23 protein-coding genes, 1 tRNA gene and 1 pseudogene are annotated in these 24,069 nt (G+C 67.4%); 11 read left to right on the forward strand and 14 right to left on the reverse strand.

Annotated features, from left to right (window positions below; translation table 11 throughout):
* Nucleotides 1–147 precede the first annotated feature (147 nt).
* The 5 genes from J2X41_RS19845 to J2X41_RS19865 all read left to right on the forward strand — a co-directional run bounded on the left by J2X41_RS19845 (nucleotide 148) and on the right by J2X41_RS19865 (nucleotide 3,264).
* Nucleotides 148–1,035 carry a DUF1080 domain-containing protein gene (locus tag J2X41_RS19845; protein WP_310084785.1) on the forward strand — a complete coding sequence of 296 codons (888 nt, stop codon included), beginning with the start codon at nucleotides 148–150 and terminating at the stop codon, nucleotides 1,033–1,035.
* 81 nt (nucleotides 1,036–1,116) lie between these two features.
* Complete coding sequence (locus J2X41_RS19850) at nucleotides 1,117–1,368, forward strand: type II toxin-antitoxin system ParD family antitoxin (protein ID WP_310084788.1); 252 nt, start codon at nucleotides 1,117–1,119, stop codon at nucleotides 1,366–1,368.
* Nucleotides 1,358–1,648: a type II toxin-antitoxin system RelE/ParE family toxin gene (locus J2X41_RS19855; protein WP_310084792.1), complete on the forward strand. Its 291-nt coding sequence runs from the start codon at nucleotides 1,358–1,360 to the stop codon at nucleotides 1,646–1,648. The genes J2X41_RS19850 and J2X41_RS19855 overlap by 11 nt, the downstream gene beginning before the upstream one ends.
* Before the next feature lie 363 nt (nucleotides 1,649–2,011).
* Nucleotides 2,012–2,887, forward strand: a complete 876-nt coding sequence (locus J2X41_RS19860; protein ID WP_310084794.1) for a DUF4238 domain-containing protein — start codon at nucleotides 2,012–2,014, stop codon at nucleotides 2,885–2,887.
* A 197-nt stretch (nucleotides 2,888–3,084) separates the two neighbouring features.
* Entirely contained in the window at nucleotides 3,085–3,264 is a 180-nt protein-coding gene (locus J2X41_RS19865) for a hypothetical protein (RefSeq protein ID WP_310084797.1), read from the forward strand.
* A 256-nt stretch (nucleotides 3,265–3,520) separates the two neighbouring features.
* Here J2X41_RS19865 and J2X41_RS19870 read toward each other — a convergent pair.
* Nucleotides 3,521–3,596: transfer RNA gene (locus J2X41_RS19870), tRNA-Ile, on the reverse strand.
* Between the two features lie 202 nt (nucleotides 3,597–3,798).
* Here J2X41_RS19870 and J2X41_RS19875 point away from each other — a divergent pair.
* The gene (locus J2X41_RS19875; protein ID WP_310084799.1) at nucleotides 3,799–4,554 is read left to right on the forward strand and encodes an SIMPL domain-containing protein; all 756 of its coding nucleotides are present in this window, start codon (nucleotides 3,799–3,801) and stop codon (nucleotides 4,552–4,554) included.
* A 39-nt stretch (nucleotides 4,555–4,593) separates the two neighbouring features.
* On the opposite strand, the gene J2X41_RS19880 is transcribed toward J2X41_RS19875, so the two are convergent.
* From J2X41_RS19880 to glmU, 10 genes are all read right to left on the reverse strand, one after another.
* Nucleotides 4,594–5,055: a hypothetical protein gene (locus J2X41_RS19880; protein WP_310084801.1), complete on the reverse strand. Its 462-nt coding sequence runs from the start codon at nucleotides 5,053–5,055 to the stop codon at nucleotides 4,594–4,596.
* A gap of 2 nt (nucleotides 5,056–5,057) precedes the next feature.
* Nucleotides 5,058–5,414, reverse strand: coding sequence for an aspartate 1-decarboxylase (gene panD / locus J2X41_RS19885; RefSeq protein WP_028040040.1), 357 nt, complete (start codon nucleotides 5,412–5,414; stop codon nucleotides 5,058–5,060).
* A gap of 203 nt (nucleotides 5,415–5,617) precedes the next feature.
* Nucleotides 5,618–6,718 (reverse strand): methyltransferase domain-containing protein, encoded by a 1,101-nt coding sequence (locus J2X41_RS19890; protein ID WP_310084805.1) that lies wholly within the window; start codon nucleotides 6,716–6,718, stop codon nucleotides 5,618–5,620.
* A 225-nt stretch (nucleotides 6,719–6,943) separates the two neighbouring features.
* Nucleotides 6,944–8,734 carry a long-chain-acyl-CoA synthetase gene (locus J2X41_RS19895; RefSeq protein ID WP_310084808.1) on the reverse strand — a complete coding sequence of 597 codons (1,791 nt, stop codon included), beginning with the start codon at nucleotides 8,732–8,734 and terminating at the stop codon, nucleotides 6,944–6,946.
* 46 nt (nucleotides 8,735–8,780) lie between these two features.
* Nucleotides 8,781–9,737, reverse strand: a complete 957-nt coding sequence (locus J2X41_RS19900) for a retroviral-like aspartic protease family protein (protein WP_310084812.1) — start codon at nucleotides 9,735–9,737, stop codon at nucleotides 8,781–8,783.
* A gap of 72 nt (nucleotides 9,738–9,809) precedes the next feature.
* The gene (locus tag J2X41_RS19905) at nucleotides 9,810–11,189 is read right to left on the reverse strand and encodes a class II 3-deoxy-7-phosphoheptulonate synthase (protein ID WP_310084814.1); all 1,380 of its coding nucleotides are present in this window, start codon (nucleotides 11,187–11,189) and stop codon (nucleotides 9,810–9,812) included.
* Nucleotides 11,190–11,273: 84 nt separating this feature from the next.
* Entirely contained in the window at nucleotides 11,274–12,536 is a 1,263-nt protein-coding gene (locus J2X41_RS19910; protein WP_310084817.1) for an O-antigen ligase family protein, read from the reverse strand.
* Nucleotides 12,533–13,927, reverse strand: a complete 1,395-nt coding sequence (gene gor / locus J2X41_RS19915; protein WP_310084819.1) for a glutathione-disulfide reductase — start codon at nucleotides 13,925–13,927, stop codon at nucleotides 12,533–12,535. Before gor ends, J2X41_RS19910 begins: the two co-directional genes overlap by 4 nt.
* Nucleotides 13,928–14,002: 75 nt before the next feature.
* Nucleotides 14,003–14,683, reverse strand: a complete 681-nt coding sequence (rpiA, locus tag J2X41_RS19920; RefSeq protein ID WP_310084822.1) for a ribose-5-phosphate isomerase RpiA — start codon at nucleotides 14,681–14,683, stop codon at nucleotides 14,003–14,005.
* The gene (glmU, locus tag J2X41_RS19925; protein WP_310084826.1) at nucleotides 14,680–16,062 is read right to left on the reverse strand and encodes a bifunctional UDP-N-acetylglucosamine diphosphorylase/glucosamine-1-phosphate N-acetyltransferase GlmU; all 1,383 of its coding nucleotides are present in this window, start codon (nucleotides 16,060–16,062) and stop codon (nucleotides 14,680–14,682) included. Before glmU ends, rpiA begins: the two co-directional genes overlap by 4 nt.
* Nucleotides 16,063–16,131: 69 nt before the next feature.
* Here glmU and gph point away from each other — a divergent pair, with 69 nt between their 5' ends.
* Nucleotides 16,132–16,863, forward strand: a complete 732-nt coding sequence (gph, locus tag J2X41_RS19930; RefSeq protein ID WP_310084828.1) for a phosphoglycolate phosphatase — start codon at nucleotides 16,132–16,134, stop codon at nucleotides 16,861–16,863.
* Nucleotides 16,864–16,996: 133 nt separating this feature from the next.
* On the opposite strand, the gene J2X41_RS19935 is transcribed toward gph, so the two are convergent.
* Nucleotides 16,997–17,896 (reverse strand): LysR family transcriptional regulator, encoded by a 900-nt coding sequence (locus tag J2X41_RS19935; RefSeq protein ID WP_310084830.1) that lies wholly within the window; start codon nucleotides 17,894–17,896, stop codon nucleotides 16,997–16,999.
* 118 nt (nucleotides 17,897–18,014) lie between these two features.
* On the opposite strand from J2X41_RS19935, the gene J2X41_RS19940 reads away from it, so the two are divergent.
* A complete protein-coding gene (locus tag J2X41_RS19940) occupies nucleotides 18,015–18,407 on the forward strand; it encodes a RidA family protein (RefSeq protein ID WP_310084834.1) in 393 nt (130 codons plus the stop codon).
* A gap of 174 nt (nucleotides 18,408–18,581) precedes the next feature.
* Here the strand turns inward: J2X41_RS19940 and J2X41_RS19945 are convergent, their stop codons facing one another.
* Nucleotides 18,582–19,784 carry a serine hydrolase domain-containing protein gene (locus tag J2X41_RS19945; protein WP_310084836.1) on the reverse strand — a complete coding sequence of 401 codons (1,203 nt, stop codon included), beginning with the start codon at nucleotides 19,782–19,784 and terminating at the stop codon, nucleotides 18,582–18,584.
* A gap of 389 nt (nucleotides 19,785–20,173) precedes the next feature.
* On the opposite strand from J2X41_RS19945, the pseudogene J2X41_RS19950 reads away from it, so the two are divergent.
* Together J2X41_RS19950 and J2X41_RS19955 are read left to right on the forward strand one after the other, a co-directional pair.
* Nucleotides 20,174–20,974 (forward strand): annotated as a pseudogene (locus J2X41_RS19950) (class I SAM-dependent methyltransferase); the annotation flags it as partial.
* A gap of 57 nt (nucleotides 20,975–21,031) precedes the next feature.
* Nucleotides 21,032–21,916, forward strand: coding sequence for a glycosyltransferase family 2 protein (locus tag J2X41_RS19955; RefSeq protein WP_310084839.1), 885 nt, complete (start codon nucleotides 21,032–21,034; stop codon nucleotides 21,914–21,916).
* Between the two features lie 116 nt (nucleotides 21,917–22,032).
* On the opposite strand, the gene J2X41_RS19960 is transcribed toward J2X41_RS19955, so the two are convergent.
* A complete protein-coding gene (locus J2X41_RS19960) occupies nucleotides 22,033–23,715 on the reverse strand; it encodes a glycosyltransferase (RefSeq protein WP_310084843.1) in 1,683 nt (560 codons plus the stop codon).
* Here J2X41_RS19960 and J2X41_RS19965 point away from each other — a divergent pair.
* Nucleotides 23,675–24,049, forward strand: a complete 375-nt coding sequence (locus tag J2X41_RS19965; protein WP_310084846.1) for an STAS/SEC14 domain-containing protein — start codon at nucleotides 23,675–23,677, stop codon at nucleotides 24,047–24,049. The two genes, J2X41_RS19960 and J2X41_RS19965, sit on opposite strands and share 41 nt — an antisense overlap.
* The last annotated feature ends 20 nt before the right edge of the window (nucleotides 24,050–24,069 follow it).

Genomic DNA, 24,069 nt, shown 5'->3' on the forward strand with positions numbered 1-24,069 from the left:
ACTCGGGATCAGGACGTCACAAGGCCGACCTGCCGGTTTGGCGGGCGCCCCCGTGACTTGGCCGCGCCCGTCTACGACCATGCCAGGCTTGCACCGACAACGCTGTCAGCTACCTTGCCGCCCACCCAGACGCGCGCGGGAGGACGCATGCTCAAGATCCTGGCCTTCACCCTGGCGCTGGCCGCCGCGGCGCCCGCCCTCGCCGCGCCCGTCCTGGCCGCCCCGGCGCCGCCCTTGGCCCTGGCCGAGGTCCCGAAAGCCGCCGGGCCGTCGGTTTCGCTGTTCAACGGCAAGGACCTCGGCAACTGGGACGCCTGGCTCGGCTATGCCGACCCGGCCCTGACCTACAGGCGCCCGCCCATCGCCCCGATCGGCGCCGGCCCCAAGAGCGCCGAGATCTTCAAGGCGGTGGTCGAGGACGGCCGCCCGGCCATCTATGTCAACGGCAAGATCTGGGGCAGCCTGGTCCACAAGGGCGACTTCCGCGACTACCACCTGAAGCTCCAGTACAAGTGGGGCAAAGGCCGCTGGCCGCCCCGTGCGGACCAGGCGCCCAACAACGGCCTGCTCTACCACTCGCACGGCGCGCCCGGCGCGGTCTGGGGCACCTGGAGCCAGGCGGTGGAGTTCGAGATCATGACCGGCTCGATCGGCATGGTCGTGCCGGTGGGCGAGGCGATCAGCGCCACCGCGACCGCCGTCGACGATCCGACCCTGATCGCGCCCAAGCTGCGGTTCTCGCCCGCCGGCCGCGCCACCACCGCCAAGGGCGGCACGGCGCTATGGAACATCGAGGCCTACAGCGACGCCGAAAAGCCGGCCGGCGAATGGAACACCCTGGACCTCTACGTGCTGGGCGACCGCGCGGTCCACGTGGTCAACGGCGTGCCCGTGATGGAGGTCCACGACCTCAAGGCCGACGGCGCCCCCCTGACCCACGGCGCGATCCAGCTGCAGTCGGAAGGCGCGGAGACGTTTTTCCGCGACATCACGCTGGAGCCGATCACCAGCTTGCCGAAGGTGGTGGCGAAGTAGGCGGCGCCTTCATCATGCTGGAAGCCGGTTCCATCTTGACAATCCTTGCCAAAATATCACCCTCCGCGGGAGAGGTGTGAAATGGCCACCATGAATGTTTCCCTGCCCGACGCCATGAAGGACTGGGTCGAGAGCCGCGCCCAAACCGGGCGCTACAGCAACGCCAGCGACTATGTGCGCGACCTGATCCGCCGGGACCAGGAACGCGCCGCCAAGCTCGTCGCCCTGCAGCGCTTGGTCGACGAAGCCGAGGCAAGCGGCGTCAGCCCCAATTCCATGAGCGACATCCTCCAGGCCGCGCGACGCCGGACCGGCGCGGACCATGGGCTATAGGCTCAGCCGCAAGGCCGAGGAAGACATCCTGCAAATCTATCTCGCGGGGGTCGGCGAATTCGGCGTGAACCAGGCCGAGCGCTATCACGCGGGGCTGGAGCAGGCCTTCATGTTCCTGTCCGACTTCCCACGCGCCGCGCCGGAACGACCCGAACTGATCCCGCCGTCACGCGTCCATCCGTACAAGAGCCACATCATCCTCTACCGGCTCGACGGGCCGGACATTCTCATTCAGCGCGTGCGTCACGGACGTGAGGACTGGATAGACCCGCCGCGATGAGCGCCCGCCGGGCCTGGCGGAGGCGTACTCATGGGCCATGGCAGGGGGAGTTAAAGAGTGTGCGTCCCTCTTTCCCCTTCACCGTCACCGTTGGCGACACCGCTGCGCACGTGTCGTCAGCGGCTCACGTATCCTGACCCAAACCATCCAAGTCCACGGCGTCGGCAATAAGTCCGACAGCGGGCGGTACGGTCAGAACCACCATCCGCTTTCGACCATGGACACGACGGCCATACTCATCGCCCACGAAATCATTGGTCAGGGCTAGGCGCGCCAAACCTAAAATGTTGGCCGGGGCTAGTTCCATTTTTGAAAGATCCGCGCGCTCTGGCGTTGGAAGGTGAAGCCTGAGACCATTCCGGCATGACTGCGAACGTCTCGAAAGATCACCACTACGTTCCGAGGGGCTACCTGAAGCGATGGGCCACGGGCTCAGACGGAAAGTTGGTCGCCTTCTTCCATCACGCGAGGGGGCTGGATTGGGACCGGAAAACACCGGCGCAAACAGGGTATCGACCGCACCTCTATACCGCCACCCTGAACCCAGAATTTGGCGACGCGCTCGAACGCGAGTTCTTGTCGAAGGTCGATGACGCCGCGTCGAAGCTTATGGACCTGTTCACTTCCGGAGATGTCGTACCGCCTCTCGACGCCACCCAAATGAACGACTGGAGCCGGTACTTGATGACGCTGATGCACCGGTCACCTGCGCGGATGGCGGGCCTGCATGAACAGTTGGCCGAAACACTCAAGACCGTGAATCCTGAAATCACCCCGGAGTTGGAAGCCGATTACGCCACGTGGAAGCAACCCGGCGACCCGGCCAACCTCGCCGACTACTTCGCATCCGCCCGGCCGCGTGACGTTGATCTTGGCACGAAGAAGCTGCTCGCGATTCTGTCGAATTCGCTCCCGATTGGGACGCACATCAACCGGATGACCAAAAAGGTCTTCAACCTCAAAGGCCTGAAGCACGAACTTCTGACGTCCGATCAGCCGCTAATCGTGTCTGGTGGCCTTGGGCATACGAACGCCTTCCTGATGATGGCCCTGAGCCCGCATCGCCTGTTCGTCGCCACCAACACGATAGAGCGGATGTCCACGCTGGCGGACGCCATTCCTTCCGGTCTATTGACCAAAGAGAACAACGCCAGCGTCTGCCAAAACGCAGAACGGTTCGTCTACGGGAGCAACGCCAGTCAGGCGAGCTTCGTACGGAAGTACTTCAGGCCGCGTTAGATCGCTCTGGACGCGCTGATAGGGCCCATTGCGACCGTCTTCATAGCCCCGTAATCACGACCGTTACTGTCGCAGCACAGCGGCGGATTATACACAGAACATCCCCGTTCATCTTAGGCGTTAGGCGACGTGACCCGCGCGCAGCGGTGTGATTCTCGGTTAACGAATTAGTTCTCGTCAATGATGGACACGGTGAGTTGGCCTCCAAGAAATCCAAAGCCAAGAAACAGCGGAAGCTTCAAAAGCAGTTGAAGCGCGAACGGCGCGTGAGCGTGACGGTGAACCTCAATCAGCCGAAGCGAGCCAATATCCTCGTCCAGATGTTGTCCCGGCTGTTCCGGATCGCCGCCTCGGTAATCGTCCTGTTTCACATCTGATTACTGAATCTGAAACCGGCTCGCCATAATAAGGGCTCTTATCTGATCGCAGTCGATCAACGCGGACCGTGGTCCGTGGAGATCCAAACAAGACCGTTCACGACGAACCGTCTCTCAAATGCCCGGCCATTCAGTAACTCAGGGCTTCTGGACTGTACGTCACCAGTGAGGCGGAAGAGCAAAAACTGTCTACCCAAAAAGCCGGTAGACAATTCGGCCGAATTCTCCAACGAAATCAATATCCGAAAGCGAAAGTTGGTAGGCCTGGAGGGACTCGAACCCCCAACCAGACCGTTATGAGCGGTCGGCTCTAACCATTGAGCTACAGGCCCCCAAGACCCAGGGCGTGCGCGAGGCGCGCGCCGTTCGGGAGGACGGGTCGATTAGCATGGGCTGCACGCGGCTTAAAGGTCCGGTTCAGGTTGAACCTGTCAGGAATGCCACCGTCCGTCGTCGGCCGCGCTTGTCGGGGCCGACGGACGGGACGATCAAGGTCGCGGCGCCTGTCCCCCAGCCGCATGGAGAACGACCATCATGACCGCCCTGACCGCCGCCCGCCCCTCGATTCCCCTGGCGGCTTCCTTCGCCCTGGCGGCCGCCCTGCTGGCGACCGCGGCCGCCCTGCCCGCCAAGGCCCAGACGGCCGACGCGGCCTTCCGCGCCACGACGCTGAACCTCTCGGCGTTCGGCGAGAGCAAGGTGACCCCCGACCTGGCGACCATCACCCTGGGCGTCCAGACCGACGGCCCGACCGCCGCCCAGGCCCTGTCGGCCAACGCCGCCCAGATGACCAAGGTGGTCGCGGCGCTGAAGAAGGCTGGCATCGCCGAGCGAGACATCCAGACCTCGACCCTCAACGTCAATCCGCAGTACGTCTATGTCGAGAACAAGCCGCCGCGGCTGAACGGCTACCAGGCCAGCAACCAGGTGACGATCCAGGTGCGCGACCTGGCCAAGCTGGGCCAGACGGTGGACGCCACCGTCAACGCCGGCGCGACCAATGTCGGCGGCATCAGCTTCGGCCTGCAGGACCCGCAGGCGGCCGAGGACGCGGCGCGGCTGGACGCGGTCAAGGCCCTGCAGGCCAAGGCCGACCTGTATGCCCGGGCCACCGGCTACAGGATCGTCCGCCTGGTCAGCCTGGGCGAAGGCAGCGGCTACACGCCCGCCCCGCCGATGCCGATGTACGCCATGGCCAAGATGGAACGCGCCGCCGACAGCAGCCCGGTCTCGGCCGGCGAGCTGAAGGTGCGGGTCGACGTGTCAGCGACCTACGAACTGGTGAAGTAGTCGGGCTGGGGACAGGCCCATGGGCCTGTCCCCGATCGTTCAGAGCCCGGCCTTGGCGAACGCCTCTTCGACCCGCTCCTGGACCTCGCGGCCCGGCAGGGCGCGTTCGCCCTCCATCACCGCGACATAGGACAGGCCCAGGTCCGGCTTGCCCGCGCCCACCGGCACGGGGCCCATGGCCCAGCCGACGGTGTTGGCGCCGGGACCCGACGGGCAGCTGGTGAAGCGGGCCGGCTTGCCGACCGCGCCCTCCAGCACCGTCTGGGCCGTGGTGGTCGCCCCGCCGCAGGTCGGCAGGTTGCGGGCGCAGGTGATGTAGCCGCCGCCGGTCCAGACCACCTTGCCGGCCTTGTTGGCCAGCAGCACGCAGGTGTTGGGCCCGCCGATGGCGCGGCCGACGGCTTCCGACAGTTGCTGCTCGTCGACGCCCTTGGGCAGCTTGGGCGAGCAGGCGGTCAAGGCCAGCATCGCCGCGATCAATGGAACGGCGGAAGCTCGCACGTTCAGGCGGCCTTCTTGATGCGGTTGCCGTCTTCCAGCAGCACCACGGTCGGGGCGTAGTTGCGGGCCTCCTCGGCCGGCAACTGGCAGTAGGCGACGACGATCACTGTGTCGTTCTTCTGCACCAGGCGGGCGGCCGCGCCATTGACGCCGATCACCTTGGAGCCGCGCGGCGCGGCGATGGCGTAGGTGGTGAAGCGCGCGCCCGTGGTGATGTTCAGCACGTCGACCTGCTCGTTGGGCAGGATGTTGGCGGCCTCGAGCAGGTCGGTGTCGATGGCGATCGAGCCTTCGTAGTCGAGGTCGGCCTGGGTGACTGTGGCCCGGTGAAGCTTGGCCTTCATCATGGTCAGCAGCATGGCGATATCCCCTTATCTTTTTGAAACGTTTCGGGATTTCCCGGGTCGCCACACACATGACCCGCGATCAGTCCCGGCCATATAGCCAGGAAGCGGACAGCGTTCAATCGCGGTGCGACAAAGCGGCCGCTGCCAGCAAGACCTATCGCGGACGCGAACCCAGGGGACGTGGAGGGGTGAACGCCCCTCCACGTCCCCCACGGTCAAGGCCGGACCTCGAACACCAGGTTGAACGGGGTCTGGGCCACGCGGCGGAAGCGGGTGAAGCCGGCCTCCTGGCAGACCCCGCGCAGGCGCGCCTCGCCCGCCTGGGCGCCCAGGCCCAGGCCCACCTCCTGGCTCAGCGAGGCCGGCGTGCAGAGCATGGTCGAGGCGGCGTAGAACATCCGGCCGACCGGGTTGAGGTTATCGGTCAGGTCGTCGTTGGCGAACGGCTCCACCAGCATCCACGTGCCGTCGGGGCTCAGAGAGGCGCGGATGTGGGCGGCCGCTCCGACCGGATCGCCCATGTCGTGCAGCGCGTCGAAGATGCAGATCAGGTCGTAGTGATCGCCGGGGAAGGTCTTGGCCATGGCGGTCTGGAATACCGCTCGATCTCCCAGGCCGGCGGCGGCGGCGGTCTCACGCGCCCGGTCGACGGACGCGGCGTGGTAGTCGAAGCCGAAGAACCGAGAGTTCGGGAAGGCCTGGGCCATCAGGAGGGTCGACGCCCCGTGACCGCAGCCCACGTCGGCGACCACCGCGCCCTGCTTCAGCTTGGCTTCCACCCCCTCCAGGGCCGGTATCCAGCTCGACAGCAGGTTGGCGTTGTAGCCGGGCCGGAAGAACCGTTCGGTCCCGCGGAAGAGGCAAGCGTTGTGCTCGTGCCACCCGACGCCGTCGCCGGACTTGAAGGCGTCGGCGATCTTGGGCTCGTCGCGGAACATGGCGGCGATCACGTCGAAGCCGCCGGCCAGGAACACCGGCCCGCCCTCGTCGGCGAACACCATGGTCTGCACCGGATCCAGGAAGAACAGGCGCTCCTCGTCGTCATAGGTGACGTAGCCGGCGGCGGCCTGCCCCGCCAACCATTCGCGCACGTACCGCTCGGTCGTGCCGGTGCGGGCCGCCAGTTGCGTCGACGTCGCCGGCCCTCCATCCGCAAGGGCGCGATAGAGCCCCAGATGATCGCCCAGCAGCACCAGGGCGGCCGACATCGCCGCCCCCATGTCGCCGACCATCTTGCCCATGAAATCGTCGAGCGCGCCCGGGCTGGGCTGCGGAAGCGGCCCCGCGGGGTCGGTGGGTGGGGATTGTCCAAGCATGATGACCTCCGATCATCGGCGCATAGCGCGGCCGGGCCGTGGTCACACCTGTTCGGCCCTAAGACGCGAAAGGACCTGGATCCTACGCCTGGCGGCCGGAACGCCCAAGGTTATTCACACCGTGGGCGAGGTCCTAAGGCGCCTTTCGTGTCGTTGTCCCGCAGCCCTGGATAGGCGCCGGCCGAGGATCGCCGGAAAGTGGCGACCAAGCCCTCCCGAGAAGGTCTACAGCCGGTAACCGTCGCCCAGGATCTTGGCGTGAACCGCCTTGGTCAGCTTCACATAGCCCTTGGCTGGATCGCGGAAATACAGCGGATCCTTGATCCGGGCGGGGTCGAAGCCCTCCTGGACCAGGTCGATCTTGCGGTACTTGAAGGTGCCGGTGGTCTCGATCTCGGGCTGCAGGCGCACGAAGATCGGCCGGGCGTAGGCCGGCAGCTCGCGATCGACATAGTCGGCCAGGGCGGCGATCTCGAACTCGGGACCGACCACCAGCGAGGCCATGCCCGCCTTGCCGTCCAATTCGCCCACCGGCACGCCGTAGACATTCACCTCCTTGACGCCGGCCACCGCCGACAGGCGCTCGGACACCTCGCTGGTGGCGACGTTCTCGCCCTTCCAGCGGAAGGTGTCGCCGATGCGGTCGACGAAATACAGATAGCCGTCGCCGTCGCTCCGCATCAGGTCGCCGGTGCGGAACCAGGCGTCGCCCTTGGCGAACACGTCGTGCAGGATCTTCTTCTCGGTGGCGGCCTTGTCGGCGTAGCCGGTGAAGTTGGAGCGGGCGTCGCTGGCGATGTGGCCGATGCACTCGCCGACCTCGCCAGGCGCGGCCTCGATGCAGCAGCCGTTGGGGCCGCGCACCGGGGTTTCGGTCTCGACGTCGAACTTGACGATGCGGATGTTGAACTTCTTGCGCAGATAGCGGGGGACGCGGCCGATGGCCCCGCGCCGGCCGTCGAAGTTGAACAGCGAGACATTGCCCTCGGTCGCGCCGTAGAATTCCAACACGCCGCCGACCCTGAAACGGTCCAGCATCACGTCCCAGACGTCCGGACGCAGGCCGTTGCCGAAGATCAGCCGGATCTTGTGGGCGTGCTCGTTCGGCGTTTCGGGATGGTTGGCCAGGTAGCGGCACAGCTCGCCGATATAGACGAACATCGTGCAGTTCTCGGCGACCACGTCGTCCCAGAAGGCGCTGACCGAGAACTTCTTGCGCAGCACCACCGCCCCGCCGTTCAGCAGGGCCGCGCCCATGGCGCACAGGCCGCCGGTGGCGTGGTAGAGCGGCAGGGTCACATAGATGCGGTCCGTGGCCTTCGCGTCGGTCGAGCCGGCGAAGCCGCGCATGTAGAGCTGGGCCCGCATGTGGGTGATGCGCGCGGCCTTGGGCAGGCCCGTGGTGCCGCTGGTGAAGATGTAGAGGGCGGTGTCCTTGGCCACCAGGCCGTTGCGCGCCGTCAGGCGGTCTGGACGCAGCTGGCTGCAGCTCTTGAGCGCATTGGCCAGGTCGCGCTGGTCGCCGTGCGCCGGGCCCAGCACCCACTGCTGGACGTGGCGCTCCAGCCCGCCTTTCACCTGCTCGAAACAGGGCGAGGTCTCGGGGTCGACGATGCAGTGCAGGGCCTGGGAGATGTTCAGGCAGTGGGCCAGGGCCGGCCCGGTCAGTTGGTTGTTGATCAGGGCGGTGGCCACGCCCACCTTCGACAGGCCGTACCAGATCGCCAGATATTCCAGGCGGTTGGGCATGAACAGCGCCACGGTCTGGCCGCGGGTGAGCCCCTGCCCCTTGGCCCAGTGGGCGTAGCGGTTGGCGATGGCGTCCAGCTCGCCATAGGTGACCGACTTGCCTTCGAAGACGATGGCCTGGCTGTTGCGCCATCGATCGACGGCGGCCTCCAGATCGTCGCAGATCAGGTTGGGGCTGTCCGGCGCGATGGACTTCACGCGCTTGAGCGTGCGCGAGAGCCCCTTCAGGAACTTCAACTCGCGTTTCAACCTGGCCGGCAAACTCATCGACGCACTCCGTTCAAACAACCATTGGAGAGCGACGAGCGACCGGTCAAGACATGGCCGCGGCTCGATTTGCCGAAGTCGACGACAATCGGAAATGCACCTGGCCGCGGGTGAAATCCAGAGCCACCGATTCGAAGGCGTTGAGCACGTCGATTCCGATCAGGATCGCCGGCCGGTCCGACAGCCCCCAATAGTCGAACGTATGCACTGGACCGAACACGACTGGCAGGTTGCGAAGATTGACCTTGCCCAGGCTGACGGTCTTCAGGGCCGCCAGGCGGCCGGTCATCGACTGGCCCGTCAGGCTCTGCAGCTCGATGTCGGCCCAGTCGCTGCTGACCGCCTTCTGGCGGATCGCCTCCCGCATCAGCGCCATGTTGCCCACGGTGGTGGTCGAGCCCGTATCCAGGAACGCCAGCGTCCTGGCGCCCGAGACCGAGGCGTCGATCAGGTGCAGGCCGTTGCGCCTGGCCTTGATCGGCACCGACACCGTCAGTTCGTCCGTCCGGGGCGCGATCGAGCCCAGCCGCATCTCGTCGCGGGAGAAGTCTAACACCAGGCCCTGGGCGCCCAGCCAATCCAGCCCCAGGATGCCCGGGGCCTGGACATAGCGCCCGGGCAGGACGGAGAGGGTCAGGTCCTTGCGGATTCGCCGTCCCACCGCGATCGAGGTCGCGCTCACCGTACTGACCATTTCGGAGCCGGCTATGCCGTGCAGATTGACCGGCAGACCGGCCGGCAGGCGCAGCAGGGTCGCCAGCTCGCTGGAGATCACCGACGCGTTGGCGCCCGTGTCGACCAGGAAGGGATAGGGCCCCTGATCGTTGATCCGGACCTGCACCGTCAGGCGGCGCACATAGCCTAGCGGCGTGGTCTTCGCCGTCAGGGAGGGGTCAGGTAGCGGAGGATCGGGTAGCGAACGCGCCAAGGCCGGCGCGATCGGAGCGGCCACCAGGGCCAGCATGCCGGCCAAGGCGCGCCGGCGAACGATGGGACTGTCCACGGGATCAGCCTCCTTCCTGGGAAGGAGGCTATACCCCGGACGGGAACCCCGCCAGCAAATCAGAGACCTGCGTTATCCGGTCGCAAGGCGACGCTGGTCGTCGCGCGCCGACTTCAGCTTTTCCGCCACCAGGAACGCCAGCTCCAGCGCCTGCTCGCCATTGAGGCGTGGGTCGCAATGGGTGTGATAGCGGTCGGCCAGATCGCCTTCTGACACCGCCCGCGCCCCGCCCAGGCACTCGGTGACGTTCTGGCCGGTCATCTCCAGGTGTACGCCGCCGGGATGGACGCCCTCGGCATGCGCCACCTCGACGAAGGTCTTCACCTCCGACAGGATTCGGTCGAACGGCCGGGTCTTGTAGCCCGTCGAGGCCTTCAGCGTGTTGCCGTGCATCGGGTCGGTGGCCCAGACCACCGAGCGGCCAGCCGCCTTGGTGGCCTTCATCAGCCGCGGCAGGCGGTCGGCGATCTTGTCAGAGCCGAAGCGGCCATACAGGGTCAGGCGACCCGGCTCGTTGTTCGGGTTCAGGACGTCGATCAGGCGCAGGAGGTCGTCGCCTTCCATGGTCGGGCCGCACTTCAGGCCGATCGGGTTCTTCACGCCGCGCATGAACTCGATGTGAGCGCCGTCCAGCTGGCGGGTGCGTTCGCCGATCCACAGCAGGTGGGCGCTGGTGTCGTACCAGTCGCCCGAGGTGCTATCGACCCGGGTCATGGCTTCCTCGAAGCCCAGCAGCAGGGCCTCGTGGCTGGTGAAGAACTCCACCCGGCGCAGGTCGGGCTGGGTTTCCGGCGTGACGCCGACCGCCGCCATGAAGGTCAGGGCTTCGCTGATCTTCTCCGACAGCTCGCGATACCGCGCGCCTTGCGGGCTGTCGCCCACGAAGCCCAGGGTCCAGCGGTGGATGTTGTAGAGGTCGGCATAACCGCCGCTGGCGAAGGCGCGCAGCAGGTTCAGGGTCGCGGCCGACTGGCCGTAGGCCTTCAGCAGGCGGTCCGGATCGGGCACGCGCTCTTCAGCTGTGAAGTCCATGCCGTTGATGTTGTCGCCGCGATAGGACGGCAGGGTGACGCCGTCGATCGTCTCGATAGGCTCCGAGCGCGGCTTGGCGAACTGGCCGGCGATGCGGCCCACCTTCACCACCGGCTTGCCGCCGGCGAAGGTCAGCACCACCGCCATCTGCAGGATCAGGCGGAAGGTGTCGCGGATGTTGTCGGCGTGGAACTCCTTGAAGCTCTCGGCGCAGTCGCCGCCCTGCAGCAGGAAGGCCCGGCCTTCCGCCACCTCGCCCAGCGCCGACTTCAGGCGACGCGCCTCGCCCGCGAAGACCAGCGGCGGCATCTGCCGCAGGGTCTGCTCGACGCGCTCGACCGCCGCCATGTCCGGATAGTCGGTCGGGACGTGTTTCGCGGGCAGGGCTCTCCACGACGACGGGGTCCAGCGGCTGGTCATGACGGTCTCGAACTTCTCAAAAGGGAGCGGCTTTTATCCCAACCGCGACTCAAAAGCAAAAACGTTGCGGCGAAAACGGACAAATCAGCCCAACGGGGCAAGTTCATCCAGGCTGGTCCATTGCGGTTCGTCGAACGCGCGGGCCAGGCCGCAGGCGATCAGCGTCAGCGCGCCCAGGCCCAGCCACCATTCCTGCCAGACCCCGAAGCTCAACCCGCCGATCACCAGATACCCCACGAGGGCCGCGGCGGCCATCGCCGCTTCCGTCCGAGAACGCTGGCTCAACCGCACGACGCCATAGGCCAGCCAGCAGAAGAACACCCCCGCCAGGGCGGCGCCGATCGCGCCCAGCTCCAGCCACAGTTGCAGCTGCGCGTTATGGGTATGCAGCGGGATGGCCGGGCCGAAGGTGCGGCTGGCGTCCAGCCCCCAACCTCGGAACGGGTGGGCCTGGATGTGGTCGGCGGCGAAGGTCCAGATGTTCAGTCGGGCGTCCCAGGACGCCGGAACCAGCCGGTGCAGCCAGGCGACGACGCCGGTCTGGACGCCCATCAGCACCGCCAGGGGCGCCAGCACGAAGGGCGCGGCCACCAGCCCGACCAGGACCTTGGCCGCCGTCTGCCCGGCAAAGTATACGAGCAGCCAGACCAGCCCGCCCGCCGCCAGGGCGACGATGCAGGCGTCCGAGCTGCAGATCACCGAGGTGACGAGCGTCCCAACGGCCATCAGCCAGATCAGGCCCGGACGCCACAGCCGCGACAGGACCAGGGCCGCCGGCCAGAACAGCAGGGCCAGGATGTAGGTCGACAGCGAGACCTTGACCATCGCCACGTCCGGCCGGATCGCCTGGCCGGTGGCTTGGTGCAGTTTCTGGTAGATCGCCGCGCCGGTCAGCGAGTCCAGCGCCGCGACCGCGGCCAGCACCGTCATGCCGTAGGCCAGCACCGTCCCCGCGCGCTGGGCGCCGGCGTCGGACAGGCCGCGCAAGGCCACCACAGCCGCGCCGTAGGTCGCCAGTTGCAGGAACAGCTTCAGCGCCGTCACGCTCTCGATGTCGCCGTAGCCCTTGAGCTTGGACAACTCGACCGCGAAGGGACTCCAGCTCATGCTGACCGCCGCCCACAGGGCCAGGGCCACCAGGATCAGCAAGGGCGGCGCGGCGGCGCGCGTCAGCCTCAGGCCCGGCAGGGCCAGCAGGCCCGCCAAGGCCAGCAGTGGCGCGAAGCCCAGCGGCGCCAGATAGGCCAGCAGCGGCGTCATCACCGCCACGAAGATCGCCACGCCGCTCAGCCACGGCGTGCGGCGGGCCGGCGCTTCGTTCGGCTCGAGCGAGACGGTCGCGGTCATACGGTCCCCATTTCCGACGGCATGTACTTCTCGCGCATCGTCACCAGTTCCTCGGCCAGCGTCGGGTGGACGGCGCAGGTGGAATCCCACTGCGGCTTGGTCACGCCCATCTTCACCGCGATGGCCGCCATCTGGATGATTTCCGGCGAGTCGGGCCCCACCACGTGAACCCCGACCACCCGCTGGTCGTCCTGCTTGACCACCAGCTTCATCAGGCAGCGGTCCTGGCCGCCATAGAAGGTGCTCTTCATCGGCCGAAAGACCGCGCGATAGATGTCGACCTTGCCGAACGCCTGGCGGGCCTGCGCCTCGCTCATGCCCACCGCGCCGACCGGCGGCTGGGAGAACACCGCCGAGGCGACCATGTCGTGGTCGAAGGTGGTGGGATTGTCGTGGAACTCGGTCTGGGCGAAGGCCGCGCCCTCGCGGATCGCCACGGGGGTCAGGTTGATGCGGTCGGTTACGTCGCCCACCGCCCAGATGTTGTCGGCGGTCGTCTTGGAATAGTCGTCGACCACGATCGCGCCGCGGTCGTTGAGCTCCACGCCCACCTTTTCCAGCCCCAGGCCGGCGACATAGGGGTCGCGGCCGGTGGCGAACATCACCGCGTCGGTCTCGAAGGTCAGGTCGTTGTTGAACGTGCTGAGCAGGCCGGTCTCGGTCTTCTCCAGTTTCTCGTGCGAGCAGCCTAGCACCACCTTGATCCCGCGCTTCTCAAGCTCGTCCGCCAGATGCGCGCGCACGTCGTCGTCGAAGCCGCGCAGGATGTTGGCCCCGCGGTAGCAAAGCGTGGTCTGCACCCCCAGGCCGTTGAAGATGCTGGCGAACTCCACGGCGATATAGCCGCCGCCGACCACCATCACCCGCTTGGGCAGCTCCGGCAGGTGGAAGGCCTCGTCCGAGGTGATGCCCAGTTCCGCGCCGGGGAAGTCCGGACGCCAGGGCCGGCCGCCGGTGGCGATCAGGATCTTGCGGGCGGTGTAGCGGCCCGCGTCCTTGGATCCCGACTTCGGCAGCACTTCGACGGTGTGGGCGTCGACGATCTCGGCCCGGCCATGCAGCAGGTGGGCGCCGGCCTTCTGCAGGTTGGTGACATAGATCCCCGACAGGCGGGCGATCTCGACGTCCTTGTCGTGCAGGAAGCCCTTCCAGTCGAAGCTGGCCTCGCCGATCGTCCAGCCATAGCCCTTGGCGGTCTTCAGCTGGGCCTTCACCTCGCTGGCGTAGACCATGAACTTCTTGGGCACGCAGCCGCGGATCACGCAGGTGCCGCCCACCCGGTACTCCTCGGCCACGGCGACCTTGGCGCCGCTCATGGCGGCGACCCGTGCGGCCCGCACGCCGCCCGAACCGGCGCCGATGACGAAGAGGTCGAAGTCGTACTCAGCCATCGCGGGCGCTCCGGGCTCACTTGGACGGGATCGGATCCGGCTTGGCCATGAACCCGAAAGAGGGCGGATATGGGCCTAGGGGACCAGCTTGACCACCCCCTGGTCGGTTCCCAGCAGGGCCTCGTCCGCCAGGTCGAGGAACAGGCCGTGGTCGACGACGCCGGTCACGGTCTTGAGCGCGGCGCCTAGGGCGGCCGGCTCGGCGATCACGCCGGACGGCAGATCGTAGATCACGTTGCCGCCGTCGGTGACCACGACGCCCCGCTCAGCCATGCGCAAGCGCGGCGGCAGCAGCTCGAACTCGGCGGCGATGTCGGCCAGGCGATGGCCGGTGTGGACGTGACCGAAGCGCACCACCTCGATCGGCAGCGGGAACTTGCCCAGGTGATCGACCTTCTTGGCCGCGTCGGCGATCACGACGCAACGCTTGGAGGCCTCCCAGACCAGTTTCTCGCGCAGCAGGGCCGCGCCGCCGCCCTTGATCAGGGACAGGCCCGGCCCGACCTCGTCGGCGCCGTCGACGGTCAGGTCGATCGACTTGACGTCGTCCAGGGTCGCCAGGGCGATGCCCAGCTCGCGAGCCAGGTTGGCGGTGGCTTCCGATGTCGGCACGCCCCGGATGTCCAGCTTGCGCGCCGCCAGCGCCTTGACGAACCAGGCCGCGGTCGAGCCGGTGCCCAGGCCCACGACCATGCCGGCCTCCACGAGCTGGGCGGCCGCCTCGCCCGAAATCCGCTTCTGATCGTCCGCGCTCATTGGCTGTCCTTCCTGGCCTTCTGGGCCGTCTTCATGGCCCGGAACCTGGTCGCCCAGCCTGGCTTGTCGCTCTGCACGCCGCGTCCCAGCGCCAGCGCGCCGTCCGCGACGTCGCGGGTGATCACCGAGCCCGAGCCGGTCATCGCCCCCTCCCCGACCCGCACCGGAGCCACCAGGGCGGTGTTGGAGCCGATGAAGGCGTTCGCGCCGACATGGGTCTCGAACTTGTCGAAGCCGTCATAGTTACAGAAGATCGTGCCCGCCCCGATGTTGGCCTTCGGGCCGACCGAGCCGTCGCCCAGGTAGGACAGGTGGTTGGCCTTGGCGCCGGCCCCGACCTTGACCTTCTTGACCTCGACGAAGTTGCCGATGTGGGCGTCCGGGCCGATCTCGGCCCCGGGGCGCAGGCGGGCGTAGGGACCGATCAGGGCCCCCTCGCCAACCGCCGCGCCCTCCAGGTGGCTGAAGGCCTTGATCACCGCCCCGGTCGCGACGCTGACGCCGGGTCCGAACACCACGAACGGCTCGACCGTGACGCCAGCGGCGAGCTGGGTGTCCCAGCTCAGGTGCACGGTGTCCGGCGCCGGCATGGTCACGCCCTCGACCAGGAAGGCGGACCGGCGGGCGGCCTGCCAGACCGCCTCGGCGGCGGCCAGCTCGGCTTGAGAATTGACGCCCTGCACCGAGGCTTCCGGGGCGAAGGCTGCGCGGGTCGACAGCGACCGGTCGTGCGCCAGGCCGACCACGTCGGTCAGATAGTATTCGCGGTTGGCGTTGTCGTTGCCGACATTGGCCAGCAGGTCGAACAGCAGGGCGCGGTCGGCGGCCAGGACGCCGGAATTGCAGTGCCTGACCTGCTTGACCGTGTCGTCGGCGTCCTTGGCCTCGACGATCCGCAGCAGCACGTGGCCGGGGGCCAAGATCAGCCGGCCGTAGGCGCCTGGGTTGGCCGCTTCGAAGCCCAGCACCGCCACGTCGGCGCCCTTGGCCCGCAGATCGAACAGCGGCTCGATCACCGGGGCGCTCAGCAGGGGGCAATCGGCGAAGGTCACCACCACGTCGCCGTCGAAGTCGGCCAGGGCCTCGCGGGCGGCCAGCACGGCATGGCCGGTGCCCTGGGGCGGATCCTGCAGCACGGTCGCGCCCTCGCCCAGGCGCTTGCGGGCATGCTCCCCGACCTGCGGGCTGTGGGCCCCGACCACCACCACGATGCGCTCGCAATCCAGGGCCTGGGCGGTGTCGATGGCGTGGTCCAGCAGGCTCCGGCCGCCGATCCGGTGAAGCACCTTGGGCGTCGGCGACTTCATCCGCGTGCCTTGGCCGGCGGCCAGGATAACGGCCGCGCGAGGGCGGGCCGGCGACGGAACGGCGTTGGTCATGGGCGAAGCGACTCCCGAAGCGCGGACCAAAGTTGCATTAGCCGCGCGTTTAGCCGAAAGGCCAGAGCCATGCATGCCCAGAACGACATTCCCAAGGCCGAGATTTTGAAGGGCGCGACGATCGTCTTCGATCTGGACGGCACCCTGGTCGACACCGCCCCGGACCTGGTGGCCTCGCTGAACCTGATCCTCGCCGAGGAGGGCCTGCCGGCCCTGCCGTTCGACGACGTGCGCAAGATGGTCGGCCGCGGGGCCAAGGCCCTGCTGGAGCGCGGCTTCGCCGCCGCCGGCGCGCCGCTGGACGCCGACCAGGCCCCCAAGCTGGTGGAGCGCTTCATCGCCCTCTATCTGGGCCGCATCGCCCACGAGAGCGGCCCCTTCCCCGGCGTCGTCGAGGCCCTGGTCGCCCTGCGCGCGGCCGGCGCCCGGCTGGCGGTCTGCACCAACAAGCTGACCCATCTGTCGGTCGCCCTGCTCGACGCCCTGGACCTGACCCAGTACTTCGACGCCGTGGTCGGGGCCGACAGCGCCCCCGCCGCCAAGCCCGACCCGCGCCACCTGCTGGCCACGATCGCGGCCGTGGGCGGCGACCCGGCCCGGGCCGTGATGGTCGGCGACAGCATCAACGACGCCCTGGCCGCCAAGGCCGCCAACGTGCCGACCCTGCTGGTCACGTTCGGCTACACCGAGGCCCCGGTCGAGACCCTGGGCGGAGACCTGTTGATCGACGCCTTCTCCGACGCGCCGGCGGCCTGCGTCACGCTTCTGACCTCCCGCGGCGCCCGAAACGCCGAGCTTTAGCATCGAAGGGCGCCGGGCCCGCCAAGGACTAGAGCAAACCGCGCGATATAGGGATCGCGCGGTTTGCTCTAGCTTTTGTTTTCGCATCGCTTTTGCGGAAAACCGGCGTCCACTTTTCCGCGCGATGCTCTAGTCAGCCCGCCTTGCCGACCTCGCGAACGACGTCCAGGAACGCCCGCAGGGCCAGCGGCGCCGCGCGATGCCCGGGATAATAGACCGCCACGGCTTCCGTCGCGCGCAGCCAGGGCGACAGGACTTCGCGCACCTGACCCGTCGCCAGCGCCGCGGCGGCCGCCGGCTCGGCCACATAGGCCACGCCCAGCCCCTCGACAGCGGCGTCGACCATCAGGTCCTCGTCGTCGAGAATGATCGACCCGGCCGTATCGATGGTCAGGACCTGACCATCCCGCTCGAACTCCCAGCGATAGAGCCTGCCGCTCGGCAGGCGGTGGCCGATGCAGCGATGCGCCCCGAGGTCGTCGGGCGTGGTCGGCGCGCCGGCGCGATCGAGGTAGGCGGGCGAGGCGACGCACATGAACCGCAGCGGACGGGTCAGCGGAACGGCGATCATGTCCCGCGGGATCGATCCGACAAGCCGCACCCCGGCGTCGAACCCGCCGGCGACGATGTCGATCAGCTCGCCGTCGACGACGATGTCCACGGTGACGTCGGGGTGGCGCTGCGCCAGGCGCGGCAGCACCTCCCTGACGATCAGCGCCGCCGCCACGCGCGGGGCGTTGACGCGAACGAGGCCCGCCACCCCGCCGCGGAATCCGGCCACGCTTTCCAAGGCTTCGTCCAGCGAGGCGAGCGCCGGCCGCAGGCGGGCCAGCAGCTGGAAGCCGGCTTCCGTCGGCGAAACGCTCCTGGTCGTCCGGTTCAGCAAGCGCATGCCCATGCGCGTCTCGAGGGCCCGCATGGCATGGCTCAGGGTGGAGGGCGCGGCGCCCAGTTCATCCGCCGCGCGACGGAAGCTGCGGTGGGTGGCGACCACCACGAAGGCCGTCAGGTCGTTGAGCGAAGGGCGCGACATTGATGGTGATTCTACATCAGCTCATGCGCATTCCAAATTCTAATCCAGCAATCGCCAAGCCCCTATTTCGCCTCGGCCGGCGGGTTTTCCCCGCCTGGCCAACCGAAAGGAACGAGACATGACCCAGCGCGACGCCATCTTCCCCGCCGACCGGCACGCCCTCTACGATATCCACCAATACTCGGCGGCCATCCGCTCCGGCGACCTGCTCTTCGTTTCCGGCCAGGTCGGCAGCCGCGAGGACGGCTCGCCCGAGCCCGTGTTCGAGGACCAGGTCCGCCGGGCGTTCGCCAATCTTCGCGCAGTCCTGGCCGCCGCGGGCGCCGACCTTGGCGACGTCGTGGACGTGACCACCTTCCACACCGATCCGGAGGCGCAGATCGAGACGGTGCTGGCGATCCGCGCCGAGGAGATCGGGGATCCGCCCTACCCGAACTGGACGGCCGTCGGCGTGACCTGGCTGGCCGGCTTCGATTTCGAGATCAAGGCCATCGCCCGCATTCCGCGGTGATCACCGGCGACGCTCCATCGAACGCTTCCAGGCCGCAGGACATGGCCCCATTGGCCGGGGCGGCGTTGACGCATGCCGAGCGGCGCGATGCACGCCGGAAGTCCGCCCGACGAAGATCGCCGCCCCACGGTTCGAGGGTCACGGACAAGGTTATGAACGCCGAAAGCCAGTTCGCTAGCGAAGCGTCGGCGTTCCGAACTGCGCCACAAGTTGGCTCCACGGCGCGACGATCCCGTTGTCGGTATTGCCCAGGCACACCAGCGTCAGATCCTCGTCGAGATAGCGGGTCAACATCGCGTTGAAGCCGTTGATGCCGCCGCTATGGTTGGCGGTGGGCCTGCCGTGGAAGGTCGTCATCTCCCAGCCCAGGCCGTAATTATCGTTCGTCGCAAAGGCCGGCGGCTTGCCCGGATCGAACCCCGGCGGCCACCAGCGTGCGTCGCCGACCAGGGCGCCGCTCTTGGTTCTGGCCGGCCGCGTCATTTCGGCGACCGAGGCGGCCGACACGACTTGGCCACCGAAAAACGCGGCGGACCAGCGGAGCATATCGACCGCCGAGCTCCGTATGGCGCCCGCTGACAGCGGCAGCCGGTCCATATAGTCGGCATGACGAAACGCCCCTGGCTTGCCGTCCTTGAGCGAATAGCCATCGGCGCGGTGAGGCGCCACATCCAACGGATCGTCAACGGCCGTGGAGGTCATGCCGCAGGGCGCGAAAATGCGCTCCTTCAAGAACTGGGCGTAGGCGAACCCCGAGGTCTTCTCGATCACCCCGGCGAGCAGCACGTAGCCGCCATTGCTGTAGCTATATTTCGTGCCGGGATCGAAATCGTAGAGCGGCCGCATCTCGGGGATGCCGCGCGCGAACTCGTCGGCCGTGGACCATTTGCCGAAGGCCGGCGGGTAGCCGCCTTGAGCGTAGTCGTGCAGCCCCGCGGTATGGGACAGCAACTGCCGCAGCGTGATCTCCCGCGCGCGAGGGATCTGGGGATAGAAATCGGCGAGCGATTGTTCGAGATCCAGCTTGCCCGCCTCCTTCAGCAGCATCATGGCGGTCGCGGTAAAGGTCTTGGTGATCGAGGCGATGCGGAAGACGCTGTTTTCATCCGCGCGCGTGCCGGTCTCAAGATTGGCGAAGCCATAGCCCTTCGCGAACAAGGGCCCGTCGCGGTCGCCGATGGCGATCGCGAGACCGGCCACCGTTCCGGCCTGGACCGCCTGTTGGGCGATGGGATCGACCCGAGCCGCCAGATCCTTGGCGCGACCACGCGCCATCGCAGGCGTAGCGAGCGCGGCCATGCCCAAGGCGATCGATTTCAGCGTTTCGCGCCGGGTTGCGGCGCGGGTTGTCGCCCGTGACGGCTCATCGGCTCGCACCCTCAACACCCTCCCCTCACGAGGGATCGCCCCCGGTTTTCAGACCCGTCGAGAGAATTCCGGGGAATGCCCTCAGACCGACGCAGGCCATCGCCGCAGGCCGAGTCGCTTCCCAAAAACTCCGTGCGTGCACGCCTGAGCGCCATGGCTGATCACTCCTGCAGGCCCCGCGATCGGCGCGGATTGGACGTCCGGCGACCGCGCCGGCGTCGGTGAAACGAGCATCCCAACCAAGTCTGCGGCTGGCGACGCTTGGCGCCCCCCGATCAGAGCCTGCGGCGTCACCCCGTCAATTTAAGGATGTGTAATGTTCTCGACAGCGCCCCAGGCGCCGTCGTTCAGACTCCGCTCCTGACAACCGTTTCCGCCCCCGCAATTCCTGCGCCTATTTTGCCGGACCCGGCGTGAGCCTGGAGACGGCGAAGGCGGCCAAGAAGGCGCATCTGGCCGCCAAGCTTCACCTGACGGCCGGACAACGGGTGCTGGACATCGGCTGCGGCTGGGGTGGTCTGGCGCTGGAGTTGGCTCGCACGCATGGAACGCGGGTGTTCGGCGCGACCCTTTCGGCCGAGCAACTGTCGATCGCCCGGAACCGCGCCGAGGCCGAAGGTCTGTCCGACCTGGCCCAGTTCGGCCTGGTCAATTATCGCGATCTGATCGGCCCCTTCGATCGGATCATCTCCGTGGGCATGCTCGAACATGTCGGCGCGCGCCACCTGGAAGCCTATTTCCGGCAGGTCGCTCGCCTGCTCGCCGATGACGGCGTTGCGGTCGTCCACGCGATCGGCGACCGCGGCCCGCCGGGGGTCACCCAGCCGTTCATCAGGAAGTACATCTTTCCCGGCGGCTACATCCCCTCGCTTTCGGAGGTCACCGCGGCCGTCGAGCGGACCGGCCTGTGGATCACCGACATCGAGATCCTGCGCTTGCATTACGCCGAGACGCTCCGGCGCTGGCGCGAACGGTTCCTGCGAGAGAGAGAGGCGATCGCGGCGTTGTACGACGAGCGGTTCGGCCGGATGTGGGAGGTCTATCCGTGCATGAGCGAACTGGCGTTCCGCTATCCCGACTGCATGGTCTTCCAGATTCAACTGACCAAACGCGTCGACGCCCTGCCGCTGACCCGCGACTACATCCACGATCTGGAACAGACTCCGCCCCTTTCCATGGCGCGACGAGCCGCGGGCTGAGGAACCTTCCCTTGGTGGAGCGCTTAAATCCTGGCGAGCATGGTCAGGATGGAAGGCATGGCGGACATCTCCTGCATCGTCTGCGTCTATAACGAGGGGGATCGCCTGCGAGACATCCTGTTGGCGGTGGACGGACACCCCGCTCTCAAGGAGGTGATCGTTGTCGATGACGGCTCGACGGACGGCGCCGACGTCCTGCTGCGGGCCTATCCCCATGTCCGTGTGATCGCGTACGGCGCCAATCGCGGCAAGACCTATGCCATGAGCCAGGGCGTCGCCGCGGCGACCGGCGAATTCCTGATGTTCCTGGATGCCGACCTCTCCGGCCTCGGACGCCAGGAGATCGACCGGCTGGCCGTCCCGATCGTGACCAAGCGCGCGGAGGTCAGCATCAGTCTGCGTCGCAATAGCTTGCCGCTGTATAGACTGATCGGACTGGACTTCGTGTCCGGAGAGCGGGTGATCCCAGCCTGGCTGGTCCGTGATCAGGTCGGCGTCATGAAGGCCCTGCCGCGCTGGGGCGGCGAGGCCTTCATCAACCGGCGGATCATCGAGGCTGGCCTGCGCGTCGCGGTCGTCGACTGGCCCGGCGTGACCAACATCCGCAAGCACCGCAAGGTCGGGCGTGTCCGTGGCATGCTGGCCGAAGGTCGGATGGTCGGCGACGCCCTGCGCGTTCTGTCGCCAGTCGGAGTGGTGGGTCAGAACATCGCGCTCTTGAATTTGGTCGTGGGACGCCGGCGAGCCATCGGCGAGCGTTGGTCGATGGCCCCACGAGTCTTGACGACAGGCCTCTCGACATCCGGCCAGATATGGCGCCGCCTGGAACAGGCCATGGCCGCCGGGTTTCGTCGCGGCAAGCCTATGGAGACGAATGCGATGGCCAAATCCGCCGCCGCACAGGGTCGGTCGGCTTGGAAACGTCCGCAGGGGCCTCGATGAGGCCTATATGGCTGCGCTGATGACCGCCAATGGTGGTGCTCGGTCGAAGGCTGGTCGCTAAGATCATCGACCACGACCCCCGCCGGGCTGACCGTCCAGTCGAGCCGGGGACGCGCTTACGGCCCGTCGTTCCAACGCGCCTTGACGGCGTCGCTGATCAGTTCGAGCCAAAGACGGACCTGGGTGAAGACTAGAAATTCGTCGTGGACGCGTTGTTGAGCGCTCCTCGCCAGCACTTCCCGCTTCGGCTGGTCTCGCAAAAGCCCGTCCAGGGTTCGCGCGATCTCGGCCGGATCTTCCGGGTTTTCGACGAGACAACCATCGAGGCCAGGGCGGATCTGCTGGCGCAGTCCGGCGGCGCGCGAGCCCATCACGGCGACCTGCTTCCACATGGCCTCGGTCACGGTCAGCCCAAAGCCCTCGCTCAGCGAGTTTTGCGCCACCACGTCCGAGCAACGTTGGAGAGCGTTGACCATCAAGGCGTTGTACTTTTGCGAGCTCATCGGCAGGGAGAGGATGACGATCGCCTCCTGCAGGGCGGGCTCCAGACGAGCATAGGCTTCGGCGATCTCCGCCAGCACCTCCTGGGCCTCCGGATCGTCGGCGATCGCCGCCGGATCCGGGCCGGCCAGGACCAGGCGGGCCAACGCCAGCACTCGGCGATCCCAGCCATTGAGGTCCGCCCGGCCAGCCAGGCCCCGTTTGAGGGCGACGAACCCCATCATCAGCGGCAGGAAACCCTTCAGCCGGTCCCAGCGCGACACCTGGGTGACGATCGGCCGGACCAGCAGGCCGATATCCTCTCGCGCCGAAGCCAGCGCCCAGGTTCCATCCGCCCTGAGCCGGCGCGCCGGATCGGGAAAGGCCGGCGTCAGCAGCGGACCGATCGGCTTGATCAGGCCGGCGTTGGCGAGGATACCGACCAGCTTGTGGATCGGCAGCTCGCGGTTCTTGTGGCTGAGCGGGTCGATGGCCGGATGGATGGTGGTCGCCCGGCCGGCCAGGCAGCCCGGAATATAGTCCGGGGCCGAGAACACCGCGCGATCGTAGGCCGAGGCGTAGTCGCCGAGGAACGCCCAGGCGGCGCGCGTTTGCCGAGTCTCGTGGTCCAGGCCGATGTGACACTGCCAGATCGCCGCGATGTCCATCGTCTCGCGCAGCATGGCCCCGGCGCCCATCGGCTGCGGATCATGGACGACCACGACATCGCCAGGCGCGATCTGGGCCCGCAGCGCATCGGCGACGTCGCGGCTCACGCGCTCGTAAAGCCCGCGCTCGGCCGGGCCGAGGCCAGCCTCCCCCTGTCCATGAATGAGATTGTGCAGCCGCTTGGTGAGCCGGAAGAAGTCGGGTTCGGCGGTCTTCATCACCAGCCACCGGGTGTCGACGCCGAGCTCGCGCATCAATCCGATCAGCGGGGGCAGCAGTTCGGCCACCCCGCCGCCGCGCTCCGTGCTGTTGACCATCCAGATCCGGCGCTTGTGGAGGAGCGGGACCAGCCGGCGCGCTTCGCGCCGCAGGTCTCGCACCACGGAGCTCAACTGCGCGACGGCCTCATAGTCTTCCAACGAAAGATGGCGCCGCGGTTCGGTCCGATCTGCCATGTCAGCGTCCAGAAGCGATCCCCCGACATTCAAGCCGCCAGACCGCCCGGGGTTCATTCGGCGACGCAAATCAGCGGTGACGGCTTGAGGCGGAACTCGCCCCGAGGATCGAGGGTTTGTTTTGATTCCCCTGTCGAACGCCGGAGTGGATCGGATGATCGAGATCCTGGCCTCACCAGACCACGTCGTGGCCATGAAGCTATCGGGAACCGTCAGCGGCCACGACTATGATCGGGTCGTCGCCGAGGTGGACGCCAAGCTCGATGGTCACGACCGCATCGGTGTGTTGGTCGATCTGACCGGGTTTGAGGACATGACCCTGGAAGCCGGCGCGAAGGACGCCCGCTACGGCCTCAGGCACCTGTGGGAACTCAAACGCTTTCCGCGCGAGGCGGTGATCACCGACAAGGAGTGGGTGCGGGCTCTGGCCCGTATCGCCAGCCCGCTCGTGCCGCACGTGGAAGTCCGGACGTTCGATCCAGGCCAACAGGCGCTGGCCATGTCCTGGGTTTCCGATATTCACCCCTGATCGCGACGCAGCGGGCCGGC

Source organism: Caulobacter sp. BE254 (assembly GCF_031457295.1).
In the GTDB taxonomy this organism is placed as follows: Bacteria; Pseudomonadota; Alphaproteobacteria; order Caulobacterales; family Caulobacteraceae; genus Caulobacter.